Origin of the sequence: Paenibacillus sp. A3, from assembly GCF_001399685.1 — a bacterium.
In the GTDB taxonomy this organism is placed as follows: domain Bacteria; phylum Bacillota; class Bacilli; order Paenibacillales; family NBRC-103111; genus Paenibacillus_G.
On record NZ_JTHN01000083.1, the window covers coordinates 1 to 15,347 of the forward strand.

At 56.2% G+C, this 15,347-nt stretch carries 15 protein-coding genes and 1 other annotated feature; of the genes, 6 read left to right on the plus strand and 9 right to left on the minus strand.

Annotated features, from left to right (window positions below):
• Positions 1 to 89: 89 nt before the first annotated feature.
• The 7 genes from QJ48_RS12755 to leuC all read right to left on the minus strand — a co-directional run bounded on the left by QJ48_RS12755 (position 90) and on the right by leuC (position 7,653).
• Positions 90 to 944 carry an ABC transporter ATP-binding protein gene (locus QJ48_RS12755; protein ID WP_082420482.1) on the minus strand — a complete coding sequence of 285 codons (855 nt, stop codon included), beginning with the start codon at positions 942 to 944 and terminating at the stop codon, positions 90 to 92.
• A gap of 301 nt (positions 945 to 1,245) precedes the next feature.
• On the minus strand, positions 1,246 to 1,926 hold the full coding sequence (locus tag QJ48_RS12760; RefSeq protein ID WP_054973958.1) for a DnaD domain-containing protein: 681 nt from the start codon (positions 1,924 to 1,926) through the stop codon (positions 1,246 to 1,248).
• 55 nt (positions 1,927 to 1,981) lie between these two features.
• Positions 1,982 to 3,280 (minus strand): asparagine--tRNA ligase, encoded by a 1,299-nt coding sequence (gene asnS / locus QJ48_RS12765; protein ID WP_054973959.1) that lies wholly within the window; start codon positions 3,278 to 3,280, stop codon positions 1,982 to 1,984.
• A 41-nt stretch (positions 3,281 to 3,321) separates the two neighbouring features.
• Positions 3,322 to 4,536: an acetate/propionate family kinase gene (locus QJ48_RS12770; RefSeq protein WP_054973960.1), complete on the minus strand. Its 1,215-nt coding sequence runs from the start codon at positions 4,534 to 4,536 to the stop codon at positions 3,322 to 3,324.
• The gene (locus QJ48_RS12775) at positions 4,533 to 5,405 is read right to left on the minus strand and encodes a 3-hydroxyacyl-CoA dehydrogenase family protein (protein WP_054973961.1); all 873 of its coding nucleotides are present in this window, start codon (positions 5,403 to 5,405) and stop codon (positions 4,533 to 4,535) included. Before QJ48_RS12775 ends, QJ48_RS12770 begins: the two co-directional genes overlap by 4 nt.
• 188 nt (positions 5,406 to 5,593) lie before the next feature.
• Positions 5,594 to 6,199 carry a 3-isopropylmalate dehydratase small subunit gene (leuD, locus tag QJ48_RS12780; protein ID WP_054973962.1) on the minus strand — a complete coding sequence of 202 codons (606 nt, stop codon included), beginning with the start codon at positions 6,197 to 6,199 and terminating at the stop codon, positions 5,594 to 5,596.
• A 35-nt stretch (positions 6,200 to 6,234) separates the two neighbouring features.
• Entirely contained in the window at positions 6,235 to 7,653 is a 1,419-nt protein-coding gene (gene leuC / locus QJ48_RS12785) for a 3-isopropylmalate dehydratase large subunit (RefSeq protein ID WP_054973963.1), read from the minus strand.
• Positions 7,654 to 7,867: 214 nt separating this feature from the next.
• Between leuC and QJ48_RS12790 the strand changes: the two genes are divergently transcribed.
• The 3 genes from QJ48_RS12790 (at position 7,868) to QJ48_RS12795 (ending at position 9,520) form a co-directional block, all read left to right on the plus strand.
• Positions 7,868 to 8,209: a DUF2512 family protein gene (locus QJ48_RS12790; protein ID WP_054973964.1), complete on the plus strand. Its 342-nt coding sequence runs from the start codon at positions 7,868 to 7,870 to the stop codon at positions 8,207 to 8,209.
• A 24-nt stretch (positions 8,210 to 8,233) separates the two neighbouring features.
• Positions 8,234 to 8,392, plus strand: coding sequence for a hypothetical protein (locus tag QJ48_RS38075; protein ID WP_193394434.1), 159 nt, complete (start codon positions 8,234 to 8,236; stop codon positions 8,390 to 8,392).
• A gap of 204 nt (positions 8,393 to 8,596) precedes the next feature.
• Positions 8,597 to 9,520, plus strand: a complete 924-nt coding sequence (locus QJ48_RS12795; protein WP_054973965.1) for a LysR family transcriptional regulator — start codon at positions 8,597 to 8,599, stop codon at positions 9,518 to 9,520.
• 33 nt (positions 9,521 to 9,553) lie between these two features.
• On the opposite strand, the gene QJ48_RS12800 is transcribed toward QJ48_RS12795, so the two are convergent.
• Together QJ48_RS12800 and QJ48_RS12805 are read right to left on the minus strand one after the other, a co-directional pair.
• Positions 9,554 to 10,351: a carbon-nitrogen family hydrolase gene (locus QJ48_RS12800; protein WP_054973966.1), complete on the minus strand. Its 798-nt coding sequence runs from the start codon at positions 10,349 to 10,351 to the stop codon at positions 9,554 to 9,556.
• 102 nt (positions 10,352 to 10,453) lie between these two features.
• The gene (locus QJ48_RS12805; protein WP_054973967.1) at positions 10,454 to 11,242 is read right to left on the minus strand and encodes a class I SAM-dependent methyltransferase; all 789 of its coding nucleotides are present in this window, start codon (positions 11,240 to 11,242) and stop codon (positions 10,454 to 10,456) included.
• A gap of 280 nt (positions 11,243 to 11,522) precedes the next feature.
• Here QJ48_RS12805 and QJ48_RS12810 point away from each other — a divergent pair, with 280 nt between their 5' ends.
• The 3 genes from QJ48_RS12810 to QJ48_RS12820 form a co-directional block, all read left to right on the plus strand.
• On the plus strand, positions 11,523 to 12,734 hold the full coding sequence (locus QJ48_RS12810) for a pyridoxal phosphate-dependent aminotransferase (protein ID WP_054973968.1): 1,212 nt from the start codon (positions 11,523 to 11,525) through the stop codon (positions 12,732 to 12,734).
• Positions 12,735 to 12,777: 43 nt separating this feature from the next.
• Positions 12,778 to 13,000, plus strand: a binding site (T-box leader).
• A 73-nt stretch (positions 13,001 to 13,073) separates the two neighbouring features.
• A complete protein-coding gene (proB, locus tag QJ48_RS12815; RefSeq protein WP_054973969.1) occupies positions 13,074 to 14,222 on the plus strand; it encodes a glutamate 5-kinase in 1,149 nt (382 codons plus the stop codon).
• 27 nt (positions 14,223 to 14,249) lie between these two features.
• Positions 14,250 to 15,347, plus strand: a 1,098-nt coding sequence (locus QJ48_RS12820) for a glutamate-5-semialdehyde dehydrogenase (RefSeq protein WP_237762888.1), incomplete at its 3' end; no start/stop codon positions are given.

Below are 15,347 nucleotides of genomic sequence, written 5' to 3' on the forward strand. Positions count from 1 at the left end.
CCTCGTCCCCCGTTGGCAGCAACGAGCACCCGGACGAAAATGCGAGGGATGCGGCGATGCAAACGAGCAGCAACGGCCTGCTCGTCTTTTTAACCACTGATAAATTTTCCATCCACCATTTCGAATACACGGTCGGCAACCTCCATTATTGTCGGATCATGCGTTGTCATACAAATCGTCATGCGTTCGGTATGGATAATGTCCCGGAATACCGCCATGACTTGCGCGCCCATTTGCGAATCGAGCTCCGCCGTCGGCTCGTCGGCAAGCAGCAGGCTGGGCTTGTGCGCGATGGCTTTGGCAATCGCGACACGCTGCTGCTCCCCGCCCGACAGCTCGAACGGACGATGGTGCATCCGCTTGCCGAGGCCTACCAACTCCAAACAATGGGTGACGCGGGACTTCCACTCCGATCGGGGAACTTTCGCCATGCGCAGTGACAATTCCACATTTTCCCAAGCAGACAAAAGAGGCATTAAAGCAAACGATTGGAAAATAAAGCCGATTTCTTTTCTTCTTATGTACGTCCGCTGATCGTCACTGCATTCATGGAACGGGTATTCCTTGAACATGATTTGTCCCCGGTTCGGCTGGTCCAGACCGCCGATCATGTTAAGCAGGGTCGTTTTACCCGAGCCAGACCGGCCTTTCAGCATAACGAGCTGCATCGGATACAGCTCCATATTGATTCCCTTGAGCACATGAAGCTGCTGTCCTCCGACAGGAAATGAACGCTCCACTCCCGTTACGGTAAGGAGCGGGATACTCGTGTCAATGGGTGGTCTGGTATCGACCAATACACTCGCGCCAGCGCTTGCCGCAGCAGCTTCCCCGTCGGCCGAAGCTTCCGGCGCCGCGGCGTCGATCTCCTGCGGAGCGGCTGGCACTGCGGCTGCCGCTTCATTCTGCGCTTCGTTCTTAGGTTTGCGCAGCCTTCGGAACATGTGGCCCCTCCTTCTAACCGTTCTATAAATCTGTAAAATCATGTCACACCTAATATAATAGACGCCACGAATCACAAAAAAGTTACAAAAAAACTACAGTTTTTTAAAATGTTTTTCACGTTTTTCGAGGACGAAGCAACTTTGGTACTTTAGTCTGGGCCCAAAATTTCGAACAAAGCAGCAAGCTCGTTTGCAGCATTCTTGGCACAAATCGCTTGCGCAGATGCCCCGGCCAGCGCTCCGTCCAGTAACGCAAAACAGCCCTGCACGCAATTGCGTACAGGGCTGTTTCGTTTTCCGCTTACCGGGACCGGAACTTCTGCGAGTGCTCCTTCGCTTGCTCGACGGTCGTGATCCGGTTGCGCTGCCACTCCAGCAAGATCCGGTCGATGTACCGGAAATGCAGCTTGCCGGCAAACACCGCTTCCTTAAGACCGGCGAGGATGAGCTCCTCGGGATAGCCATCTTTGTCGATCCACCCGGATATCGACTCCAGCTCCATCGGAGTGAGCGGGCGGCCAAATTCGTTTTCAAAAATCGAGAAAATATCTTTTCGCTCCGCTTTGCCCGTCCGCTCGACCTGTTTCTTGGCCGCCAGCTCCGCCCGATGCTCTTCGATGCGGCACTCGGCGAGCCGCTCCAGCAACGGCCGCAAGTTATAAGCTTCGCTGTGGACTCCCGTAACGGGATCTTCGATCTCGTCGATCCGCAGCAGCTGCTCCCGGATCAGCTTTTGCAGTACGGCAATCACTTTCTCCTGCGGCAGCGACATGCGGGCTTGAAGCTCTTCCAATGTCGGAAAATCTTTATTTTCTTTTTGCTTAAAGGCCATGACATGAAGAATCAGCATCACGTCCGGCTCCAGCAGCCCAAGCTGCTTGTAATATTTGAACAGCCAGTAGGGAACGTCGACGTTCCCGTCCTGCCAGCCCGCGAGCAGCACGGACGGCAGCTCTTTCGCGTCGTAATCGCTACGTCTCATGCCTACCCTACTTTCCACTTACAGACTCACGAGAGACGGCTTCCGCATGCAGACCTTATGGGTACAGGCGGTACAGCAGCCGCGGGAACGGAATCGTCTCGCGAACGTGATCGAGCCCGCAGATCCAAGCGACCGTGCGCTCGAGCCCCAAGCCGAAGCCCGAGTGCGGAACGGAGCCGTATTTTCGCAGGTCGAGGTACCACTGATACGCTTCTTTGGACAGCTCGTGCTGCCGGAAGCGTTCTTCCATCAGCTCCGGATCGTCAATCCGCTGGCTGCCTCCGATAATTTCCCCGTAGCCTTCCGGAGCGATCAGATCCGCACAAAGCACGACTTCCGGACGATTCGGGTCCGGCTTCATATAGAAGGCCTTGATCTCCGTCGGATAATGCGTGATGAACACCGGCTTCTCATATTTCTCGGCAATAGCAGTCTCGTGAGGCGCGCCGAAGTCTTCGCCCCATTCGAACTCGTGACCGTTCTCTTGAAGGAACTTTACCGCTTCGTCGTACGTAATGCGCGGGAACGGCCCTACGACCTGCTCCAGCTTTGTCGTATCGCGCTCCAGCGTCTCAAGCTCCTTACGGCAGTTCTGCAGCACCGACTGTACGATGTGAGAGACGAACTGCTCCTGCACTTGAAGGTTTTCTTCGTGCGTAACAAACGCCATCTCCGGTTCGATCATCCAGAACTCGATCAAATGCCGCCGCGTCTTCGATTTCTCCGCCCGGAAGGTCGGACCGAACGAGTATACCCGGCCGAGCGCCATCGCCGCTGCTTCCATATACAGCTGGCCGCTCTGCGTCAAATAAGCGTCCTCGTCGAAATATTTCGTATGGAACAAATTCGTCGTTCCTTCGCAGGACGAAGGAGTCAAAATCGGCGGATCGACCAAATGGAAGTTGCGCTCATCGAAAAATTGCTGAATCGCCCGAATAATTTGCGCCCGGATGACCAGAATCGCCCGCTGACGCGGCGAACGGATCCATAGATGGCGGTGATCCATCAGAAAATCGACGCCGTGTTCCTTGGGCGTGATCGGATAATCGCTCGTGACTTGAATAATTTCGACGCCGGTCACCGTCAGCTCGAAGCCGCCTTTGCTGCGCGTATCCTCGCGCACCGTTCCGGTTACGTAGAGCGAGCTCTCTTGCGTCAGCTTGCCCGTATCTTCCCAGACCTGCTCCGGCACTTCGCTCTTGACGACGACGCCCTGAATAAAACCAGAGCCGTCCCGCAGCTGCAGGAAACGGATCTTGCCGCTGGAACGGATGTTATGCAGCCAGCAGCCGATCGTCACCGATTCGTCTATATGTTTATTCACATCCCCGATCATACACAGGTTACGGTTCATGAACATTCCTCCGCCTACTTTATAAAATTAACCACCGTTCATTAGTTTACATCATTTCGGTCCAAAATCAACCGGTACGTATCCCGGGCGATAACAAGCTCCTCGTTTGTCGGGATAACAAGCACCTGAACCCGGGAGCCCGGCGTCGTGATGGCGCGTTCGTCGGACCCGCGCCGGTCGTTCGCCGCTTCGTCCAGCTCCAGGCCGAGAAAGCTGAGATTGCGGCACACTGCAGCCCGCAGCGAAGCGGAGTTTTCCCCGACACCCGCCGTGAAGACGATGGCGTCCAAGCCGTTCATGGCAGCTGCGTAAGCGCCGATATATTTGCGCAGCCGGTACTCGTACATGTCGAACGCGAGCGCCGCATTGCGGTCTCCCGTTTGCCTTGCTTCGTCAATCTCCCGCATATCGCTGCCGATACCCGAGATGGCAAGCAGCCCGCTGTGCTTGTTCAGCATCGAGTTCACTTCGCTGAGCGTCAGATCCTCCTTGCCCATCGTAAACGGGACGATGGCCGGGTCAATATCTCCGCTCCGCGTTCCCATCATGAGCCCTTCCAGCGGCGTCATCCCCATGCTCGTATCGTATGATCGCCCGTCCATCACCGCTGTGCAGCTCGCCCCGTTCCCGATGTGGCAGGTGACCAACTTCAGCTCGCGGAGCGGACGCCCGAGGAACGCCGCGGCGCGCTCGCTCACATAAGCGTGCGAGGTACCGTGGAAGCCGTAGCGGCGAATTTTGTGCTTCTTATAGAGCACCATCGGGATGGGGTACAAATACGTCACCGGCGGCATCGTTTGGTGAAACGCCGTATCGAACACAACGGCCTGCGGCACGTCCGGCATATTCGCTTCGACCGCCTGAATCCCGAGCATATGGGCAGGATTGTGCAGCGGTGCCAAATCGAACAATCGCTTGATTTCCTGTTTTACCTCTTCGTTGACCAGCGCGGAATTGGAAAACGATTCGCCCCCGTGCACGACCCGGTGGCCCACTGCGTCGATTTGCAGCGGCGATTCGAGCACCCCATGGACCGGATGCACCAGCATGTCCAGCACCTTGCGGATCGCAGTCGTGTGCTCCAAAATTTCACTGACTTCGCGCACGTCCTGCTTACCTTCCGGCTCGTACGTCAAGATCGCGGATTCCATTCCGATCCGCTCCACCTTCCCTTTAGCCAGTACGGATTCGTCCTCCATCTCGTAAAGCTGAAACTTAAGAGAGGAGCTGCCTGCATTAATGACGAGTACGATCATATCCGGTCACCGTCCTTATCGTAGCGGAAAAAGCCTTGTCCCGTCTTCGTGCCGAGATGACCGGCCCTTACCATCTGCTTCAGCAGCACCGCCGGCCGGTACTTCACATCGCCGAATTCACGGAACATACGTTCCATTGCGGCCAATATCGAGTCCAAGCCGAAGCGGTCTGCCATCTCCAGCGGCCCATAATGAAAATCATAGCCGATTCGCATCGCATTATCAATATCGTCCGCGCTCGCCACCCTCTCCGACAGCGCGTGCATCGCTTCGTTGATCAGCACGCAGATTAGCCGCGTCGTCACAAAGCCCGGCGATTCATATACCTGAATGCCGCGTTTTTGAATCGTTTCTTCGACGAATTTCCGGGTCTCCTGGAAGACATCCTCGCCCGTTTGCAGCGCGCGGATGATTTCTACCAAATGAATTTTCGAGACCGGATACAAAAAATGAAGGCCGATGACGCGCTCCGGATATTGCGTCTCCGCCGCCAGTTCCGTCAAGCTGAGCGTAGACGTGTTGCTGGCGAGGATGGTCGACGGCGGGCATACCTCGTCAAGCTTGCGGAATACTTCTTTTTTAATCTCCAGATCTTCCGAAACGGTTTCGATGACCATGTCGCATTCGGCCAACCGGTGAATATACGTTTCCTTCGCGATGCGCGAAAGAATCAACTTTTTCTCAACGGGAGTGATCGCCCATTTCTCCAGCTGCTTGTCCAAGCTGATCTCGATTTGCTCCCAGGCCTGATCCAGTTTTTCAGGCGTCCTTTCGATCAGCATGACTTCCAACCCTTTGGCTGCCAACATTTCGGCAATACCTTGACCCATCGTTCCGGCGCCCACGACGCCGATTCTGGCAAAACTCATTTCTGTCACCCTCCCATCATGCTTCCAGTGATATTATACACAACGCTTTCGGCGTTTGAAAAAACATAGATCACACTTTTCACGGAAATTGTCGAAAGTTTTTGAACATTGTATGATAAAATGCGGGCGGATCAAAAAAAAGCCCGACCTAACCTCTTTTTCAAGAGTCAGGCCGGGCCATTCGTCGCTTATTTGTACGCGAGACGCGCTTGATGCGCCACTTCGTACGCGGCAATTTTGTCTTCATGCTGCAGCGTCAGACCGATATCGTCGAGACCGAGCAGCAGGAATTGACGGCGGTGCTCATCCAAATCAAAGTCGATGCTCAGGCCTTGATCGTCGGTGATCTTTTTGTTCTCCAGATCGACGGTCAGCTTGTAGCCTTCTTTCGCCGCGGTGCGCTGAAACAGCTCCTCGACCTGCTCTTCGCTCAGCTTGATCGGCAGGATGCCGTTCTTGAAGCAGTTATTATAGAAAATGTCGGCGAACGACGGCGCGATCACGACTTTGAACCCGTAGTCCTGGATGGCCCAAGGGGCATGCTCCCGGGAGGAGCCGCAGCCGAAGTTGGCACGGGAAATCAGAACGGAAGCGCCTTGGTAGCGCGGCTGATTCAGGCTGAACTCCGGAATCGTATTGCCATTCAGGTCAAAACGCCACTCGTAGAACAGAAACTGGCCGAAGCCGGAACGCTCGATGCGCTTCAAAAATTGTTTAGGGATAATGGCGTCCGTGTCCACGTTCACGCGGTCCACCGGACCGACCAGGCCTGTATGCTGTTTAAAAGCTTCCATGTCGGTTAACTCCTCGCTTCGATAAGATGATCTTCTTAAGCTTCCTGCTTCACTTTGAAATTCCAATCGCGCACGTCGGTGAAACGGCCTTCGATCGCTGCCGCAGCTGCCATCGCCGGAGACACGAGGTGCGTGCGTCCGTCACGGCCTTGACGGCCTTCAAAGTTCCGGTTCGACGTCGAAGCACAGCGTTGGCCCGGCTTCAGCACGTCCGGGTTCATCGCCAGACACATGCTGCAGCCGGCATCGCGCCATTCAAAGCCAGCTTCGATGAAAATTTTATCGAGGCCTTCTTTTTCCGCTTGGATTTTTACCCGGCCCGAGCCCGGCACGACGATCGCCGTCACGTTCGGAGATACCTTGTAGCCTTGAGCCACGGCAGCCGCCGCGCGCAGGTCCTCGATACGGCCGTTCGTACAGGAACCGATAAATACGTAATCGATTGTAACATCCGTCATCGGCGTTCCCGGGGTCAAGCCCATGTACTCGATCGCTTTTTCCGCCGCTTTGCGCTCGTTCTCCGTGCTGAAATCCGCCGGATTCGGCACGCGGGACGTCACGTCGGTACCCATGCCCGGGCTGGTGCCCCAGGTGACTTGCGGAATCAGGCTGTCCGCGTCAAACTCGACCACGCGATCGTACACCGCGCCTTCGTCCGTCGTCAGTTGGTTCCACGCCGCTACCGCTTGCTCGAACGCCTCGCCTTGCGGCACATATTCGCGTCCGCGGAGGTAATCGAACGTCGTTTGGTCCGGAGCGATCAAGCCTGCTCTTGCACCTGCTTCGATCGACATGTTGCACACGGTCATGCGCTCTTCCATGGACAAGCTGCGAATCGATTCGCCCGTGTACTCGATAACATAGCCGGTTGCAAAATCCGTGCCGTATTTTGCGATGACGCCGAGAATCAAATCCTTCGCCGTAACCCCCGGCTTCAGCTTGCCGTTGATGCGTACTTCCAGCGTTTTCGGTTTCGCTTGCTGCAAGCACTGCGTCGCAAGCACGTGCTCCACTTCGCTCGTTCCGATCCCGAACGCCAAAGCTCCGAATGCTCCGTGCGTAGACGTGTGGCTGTCGCCACAGACGATCGTTTTGCCGGGATGCGTCAAACCGAGCTCCGGTCCCATAACGTGGACGACCCCTTGATCGATGCTGTCCAGGTCAAACAGAGTAACTCCGAAATCCGCACAGTTTTTGGAGAGCGTATCGATCTGCTGCTTGGAAATCGGATCGGTGATATTGAAACGATCCTTCGTCGGCACGTTGTGATCCATCGTCGCGAACGTCAAATCCGGACGACGAACCTTGCGGCCGCTCATGCGAAGGCCTTCAAACGCTTGCGGGGAAGTCACTTCATGGACCAGTTGAAGGTCGATATAAATGATGCTCGGCTTGCCCGGCTCCGATTGAATGACGTGATTGTCCCAAATTTTTTCGAACATTGTTTTTGCCATCGGTTCCACCTCGGTATCTGAATGATGCTCCTAATGTCACCTATCGTATCACGTCCATCTTCATTGATCCAAGATATAATATCTATAACCTTCATAGGTTTTCTCTATGAGCAATCAAAAAAACAGCCTGGGGCTCTTCCCCCTCCCGCTGCATAAATTAAGGGTCGACTGGACAACCTTTCAACTAAAAGCAAAAGTAAGGGAGCTGGAAAGCGTGAGCAAGCTGCTTGTCAAACTCGTCCTAAACGCTCTATTTACCGTCCCGCTGCTGCTTTATTTTTCAAACGCAACGCTGTTCCAAGCGCTGATGGCCTCCGTCAGCCTGAGTATTCTGGCTTTTTTTCTCGGAGATCAGTGGATTCTCGACGAATTCGGAAACGGTGCCGCAACCTTAGCCGACGTGCTGTTGGCCGCTTTATTTTTGGGGGCCATCGGGACCGCATATCATTGGGGATTGTCCTGGCCGGAGCTTGCCGTTATCGCCATCGTAACGGCTGCCATTGAATTCGGGTACCACCTGCTGCTCCGAAGATGGGACGTCCGTCGGTATTCCTGATTATCCCCCTAGGAGGACTGTACAATGACCGATACGCCTCGCCCTGCGGATGCGGCTCCAACAAAGGAGCCCGCTTCCGGCAAAGTAAAGCTGGTCGCCGAAATGCCCGGAGACGAAGAGATGCGCGAGCATTTGGAAGAAATGAAACGAAACGACGGATATCCCGGCTCTTGCGGGACTTGATGCTTTGCGGCCGAAAAGAAAGCGGTTGTTTGCGCGCGTCAGACCATATTCTGTTCTGCCCCGGAAGATGGAGCCTCCCGCTCTTTCTTCCTTTTTTACTTGCGAACGAGAAACTGCCGCACAGCGGCTCTTTCATTCTTATAACAAATACGTTACGATTAACGTAGCATTAATAGGTATTCTTTATAAAAGGAGCCGAGCCGCATGGAACTGCGCCAGTTGCAATACGCATTGCAAATTGCCATCGAAAAGAACTTTTCCCGCGCAGCCGAAAAGCTGCATATCGCCCAGCCGTCGCTCAGTCAGCAGCTTTCCAAGCTGGAGAAGGAGCTCGGCGTACTTTTGTTTCAACGGACGACCAACTCGGTGGAGGTCACCTATGCCGGAACCCGCTTCGTAGAAAAAGCGCAAAAAATTCTCGACATGGTCGAGCAGTTAAAACAAGAAATGGAAGATATTTCCCAAATGCGCAAAGGCAAGCTTGTTGTGGGCAGCCTCCCGATTACAGGCGCGCACGTGCTGCCCCTCGTCCTGCCCGTCTTCCAGGAGCGCTACCCGGAAATCGACATCGTGCTCGTCGAAGAGACGACCTCGAACCTCGAACAATTAACGGCGAACGGGCAAGCCGACATTAGCCTGCTTTCCCTGCCCTTGATCGACGACTCGCTTGACTACGAGCCCATCATTGAGGAAGAGATCGTACTGGCCGTCCCGCCGCAGCATCCACTGGCCGCTCGTCTGGCCGAGGGGGGAAGCAAAACGGTCGACATCGAGGAGCTGCAGGAGGAGCCGTTCATCGCGCTTAAAAGAGGCCAGGGCTTCCGTCAAATCGCGATCGAATTGTGCAACGATGCCGGATTTTCGCCGAACATCGTGTTCGAGAGCAGCAATATCGAGACGGTGCAGTCACTCGTCGCGGCGGGGATGGGCATTGCCTTCATCCCGCGTATGCTGCTGAGGGGATGGAACGAGCTGGCGCCCGCGTACCTGCAACTATCCAACCGGCCGACCCGTACGCTCGTAATCGCCCACCGCAAGGGGCGTTATTTATCGAAGGCGGTCGCCGCGTTCATGGAGACGTTCCGCAAGGTGATGGAAGCCGAACGCGCAAAAAACCGGCCGGAATGATCCGAGCCGGTTTTCGCGTGCCGTTGTACTGTTTTAATACAAGGAAGGACGTCTGTCTTCAAATACCGGAATTTTGCTGCGCACGGCAGGCACCTGGCTAAGGTCGACGGCAGCGCGAACGATCGTTTCGGCTTCCCCGCCTTCGGCCAGCACCTCGCCCCACGGATCAATGACCATCGAATGGCCGAAAAACTCCGTCGTCCCGCTCACGCCTACACGGTTGCAGGAGACGACGAACATCTGGTTCTCGATCGCCCTCGCCATCAGCAGCGTGCGCCAATGATGCAGCCGCGGATTCGGCCATTCGGCCGGAACAAATAAAATTTGCGCGCCACCGAGCGCCAGCTTTCGCGCAAGCTCCGGAAAACGGATGTCATAGCAGATCATCATGCCGGCCGGAATACCGTCCAGTTGAAACTCGCCCGCACGGTCTCCGCTTTGCAGAAACTTTTCCTCATCCATCAGCCGGAACAAATGTATTTTCGAGTAGTCTCCTGCACGGTTTCCCTGCCGGTCATATGCGAATATTGTATTGTAAACGCCGTTGTCCCGCTTCTCCGCGATGGAACCGCCAATGATGTTTACGCCGTGCTTTCGGCTAAACGCCGACAGCAGCGCTTCGGTCCGCTCTCCGTAACGGTCTGCGAGCTCTTGAATCCGATCCAGCGCATAGCCGGTGTTCCACATCTCCGGAAATACGATCACATCCGGCTTCGTATCGTGAGCGACCGCTTCATGCAGAAGGCTCTCCAGCTTTGCGAAGTTGCGTTCGGGCTCTCCTATTGCGATGTCCATCTGCAGCAGAGCCAAATTCCATCGTTGCCCAGCCATCTAACCTTCCCCCTTACCCGTCTCGAAATTCCGGACGCAGCGGCCCGCTTTGGGAAACTGCGCCGTTTCTTCCTATTATCATAGAGCAACGGAAGCGGAACTTCAACGCGCCTGCGCAAAGAATATCGTCCAGCGGTCCCGTTCCTGAACGGGCTCATTCATTTCATAGCCCGAGTCCGCTGCGACGGCATCCGCCAAATCCCGAAGCTCCGCATCAGACAATTCATGCAAAATCGAACGTCCCTTCCGGCTCAAAAGCTCCTCCCGGTAGTCGCTATAGCTTGCGTAGCTTTTGCGTACTTCCCATAGCAGCGTTTCTTCCAGGACCGAGAATCCGGATGCTTCCAGAGCCTTGCGTAGGGCCACCGCATCGTGACGGCGTCCTGCTTCCAACTGGCGGAGACGCGGGTACTTCTCGAACCAGTAACCGCGCAGATGCTCCCTGCTCCCGGGAAGCAGGCAGTCCTCAGTCGTGCGATCCTGCACGATCAGCAGCCCGCCGGGCCTCAGAATCCGCTGCGCCTCGCGGAATACGTCCGGCAGCACTTCCGCGGCAATGTGGTGGATCAGCGCGCGTTCCAGCACGAGCTCGACCGAGTCGTCGGGCAATCCCGTCTGATCCGCAGTCCCTTGCGCAAAACGAATTTGACCGTACGCCGCGCCATGCTCGGCGGCTCCTTGAAGCATCGCTTCGGAGAAATCGATGCCGACAATAGACGAAACGCCCAGCTCTGCCAAAGCGACAGAGTAAATGCCCCCGCCGCAGCCGATGTCCGCTGCCGTTTTCCCTTGGGGACTCGCCTTCTGCCGGATGAGCTCCATCCAGCCGGAATCGGCGTGTCTCCCGGTGTAGGTATATTTATTGTATTCATCGTGAAAGCTTATCGCCATGGATGTTCCCTCCGTTGTCAATATAATTTCATTATATGAAACTAAATATCATTAAATGAAACTTCATACAATCATTATAACACATCTTCTTGATTTTGCGCACATTTATAGAAGACTCGACAGATAAACGGATGATTCGATGAAATAGACCCGTATACATGCACCGTTTTTCATGTTACATTATTCCTATCCGCTCAGGTTATTTGACATATTCCGATAAGAAAACAAGGGATTTGTTGTAAGGTAACACATTTGAAACCAAACTAATGGAGTGACATAGATGAAGACCAACAACCCGACAGAAGCAGCCGTCAGCGCTTTTCCCATGATTTCGGCTGAACGCCTGCAAGAACTGCCTACCCAATTTTTCGCCACGCTTGTGCGCAAAGCCAATGTCCAGATTGCCGCAGGACACGACGTAATCAATCTGGGACAAGGGAATCCGGATCGTCCGACCCCGCCGCACATCGTTAAGGCGCTGCAAAAAGCGGCGGAAAATCCGCAGTACCACCGCTACCCTCCGTTCAACGGCTACTTGTTTTTAAAAGAGGCCGTCGCCCAAAGATACCGGGAAGATTATGGTGTCGAGCTTGACCCGGAAACGGAAGTGGCGGTTTTGTTCGGAGGCAAAACCGGACTTGTGGAGATTGCCCAATGCCTGCTCAATCCGGGCGACGTCTGTTTGGTGCCGGATCCGGGATACCCGGATTACTGGTCCGGCGTAGCCCTGGCCGGCGCCCGGATGGCCTTCATGCCGCTTCTGGAATCAAACGGGTTCCTGCCGGATTACAGCTCGCTTTCCGCCGATGACGTGAATCGGGCGAAGCTGATGTTCATCAACTATCCGAACAATCCGACGGCGGTTTCGGCCCCGGCTTCCTTTTATGAGGAGACGATTGCTTTTGCGGCGAAGCACGGCATCGTGGTGGCCAGCGACTTCGCTTACGGCGCCATCGGCTTCGACGGGCAGAAGCCGGTCAGCTTCCTGCAGCTGCCGGGCGCCAAGGAAGTCGGCGTCGAATTTTACACGTTGTCCAAAACATACAACATGGCCGGCTGGCGGGTCGGCTTCTGCCTCGGCAACCCCGAAATCGTGCGGATGATCAACTTGATTCAGGATCATTACTATTGCAGCTTGTTCGGAGGCATCCAAGAGGCGGCGGCCGTCGCGTTGACCGGCCCGCAGGATAGCGTTCGCGAGCTCGTGCAGATGTACCAGAGCCGCAGAGACGCCCTGTTCGGCGCTTTGGACCGGATCGGCTGGCAAGCGTCGCGTTCGCAAGGCTCTTTCTTCACTTGGCTGCCTGTGCCGAAGGGCTACACGTCGGAATCGTTCTCCGACATGCTGCTCGAGCAGGCCAAGATTGTCGTCGCTCCGGGAGTCGGCTTCGGCGACCACGGCGAAGGCTACGTGCGTCTCGGCTTGCTCAGCACCGAAGAGCGGCTCCGCGAAGCGGTTGACCGAATCGACGCCCTTCGCCTGTTCGGCTGATCGCCTTTACAAACCTCCCCCCTCATGCTATGCTAATGAAAAGCAAAACGTATTGATGGGAATAGTAGGAAAGCCCCTGCACGATCAGAGAGTAAATTCCACCGGCTGCGAGAATTTACCGTGGAGCCTTGCCGAACCCGCCCCTGAACGGCCAGCGACGAGCTGGACGGCTTTCCCTGCCGTTACAAGGGACTGAAGCAGGATGAGTTGGTCGTCAATTCATCAAGTAAGGTGGTACCGCGGAAGTAGAGGCTTTCGTCCTTAAAGGACGGGGCCTTTTTGTGTTTTCCGCGCCTGCCCCGGACGACAGCCAGATCAGTCATAGAAAGAGTGATTCCTATGCAGCAAACGATCGTAGTGAAAATCGGCAGCAGCTCGCTAACGTCCGACGAAGGCGGATTGAATCGGGAAAAAATCGCATTTTTCGCCGCAGAACTGGCGGCGCTTCGCGGTCAAGGCTTTCCCGTGCTCCTCGTGACCTCGGGTGCCGTGGCAGCCGGCTTTCGGGAGCTGGGCTACGCGTCGCGTCCCAAGCTGCTGCACGAGAAGCAGGCCTCCGCTTCCGTCGGGCAGGCGCTGCTGATGCAAGCATACCAGGCGGCATTCACGGGGCATGGCGTGGGCGTAGGGCAAATTTTGCTGACCCGCTCCGACTTCTCCAACCGCAAGCGGATCCATAACGCGCAGATGACGATTGAAGAGCTGCTGCGCCGCGGAATGCTGCCGATCATTAATGAAAACGATACGGTCTCGGTCGACGAGCTGAAATTCGGCGACAATGACACGCTGTCCGCCCTCGTTGCCAATCTGGTCCGAGCGCAAAGGCTGGTCATTCTTACCGATACGGACGGATTGTACACCGAAGACCCGCGCAAAAACGCCGACGCCAAGCGGATCGACCGCGTGCTGGAAATCGACGAAAACATTTACCGGATTGCCGGCGGTTCCGGTTCCAGTGTTGGCACCGGCGGCATGCGCTCCAAAATCGAGGCTGCACGAATCGCAATGCGCGGCGGCGTGCCGGTGTTCGTCGGGCGCGTCACGGAGCCCGGCGATCTGATGCTGGCCGTAGAAGGAACCGGGAAAGGCACTTATTTCGATACGGCGGAGCATAATTTGCCGATGAAGAAGCAGTGGCTCGGCTTCCACTCCCAGCCCCAGGGCTCGGTCTACGTGGACGAAGGCGCGGAGCTCGCGCTCGTCACAGGCGGCAAAAGCTTGCTGCCCGCGGGAGTCACGGAAGTGACCGGGGAGTTCCATCCCGGCGATGTCATCGAGGTGCTCGGCCCGGATGGGGAAACGATCGGGCGCGGCGTCGTCAATTACGCCTCCTGGCAGCTTCAGGCCGTTGCCGGTCTTAGTACGGAGGAAGTGCAGAAGCGGATCGAGGTATCGCGCATCGAAGTCATCCATCGCGACGAATGGATTACCCTCGCATCCCCGGCAAAAGCAAAGGATGCTGCCGAACCTAAGCAAGTACGATATTAAATGACGCTCCGAAGGAGGAAGTTGAATATGACAACGGATCAAGCTCTAAACCTGAGCGAAGTGGTGCAAAAAGCGAAGCTGGCCAAGCAAGCCGCACCGAAGCTCGGTTTGCTCAGCACCGAGCAAAAGAACGACGCACTGCTGCGCATGGCGGACGCCCTCGTAGCGGAGGCCGAATCGATCATCGCGGCCAACGCCGAGGATCTGCAGCGCGGACGCGAGAGCGGCATCAGCACGTCGCTGCTCGACCGGCTGGCGCTGAACCGCCAGCGGATCGAAGCGATGGCCGACGGATTGCGGCAGGTCGTCGCTTTGCCCGATCCAATCGGCGATACGCTGGAGGCGTTCGACCGCCCGAACGGCCTGCAAATCCGCAAAGTCCGCGTGCCGCTCGGCGTCATCGGCATCATCTACGAAGCGCGTCCGAACGTGACGGTGGATGCGGCCGGGCTCTGCCTGAAAACCGGCAACGCCGTCGTGCTGCGCGGCGGCTCCTCGGCGCTCCATTCCAATAAGCGGATCGTCGAGGTGCTTCATGCGGCGCTGAAATCGACGGACGTTCCGGCGGACGCGCTGCAGCTCGTCATGGACCCGAGCCGCGCATCGGTCGACGAAATGCTCAAGCTGAACGGCCTGCTCGACGTGCTTATTCCTCGCGGCGGCGCTTCGTTAATTCAGAACGTCGTCAAAAATGCAACCGTGCCGGTAATCGAGACCGGAGCCGGCATTTGCCATACCTACATCGACGCCAGCGCGCAGCCGGATATGGCGCTGAAGATCGCCATCAATGCAAAAGTGCAGCGACCTTCGGTATGCAACTCGATGGAAACGCTGCTGGTGCATCGCGATTTCGCTAAGCGTCATCTGGCGAGCATCGCCGAGCAGTTCGTGCAGCAAATGGTCGAGTTGCGGGGCGATGCGGAAACGCGGCGGCTCGTGCCGGCGGTGAAAGCGGCCTCGAACACTGACTGGGATACCGAATATAACGACTATATCTTGAACGTTCGCGTCGTAAACGGGCTGGACGAGGCGCTGGCGCACATACGCCGCCACGGGACGATGCACTCGGAGTGCATCGTGACGGAGGATGCGGCGAACGCTGCACGCTTCCTGCAGGAAGTCGAT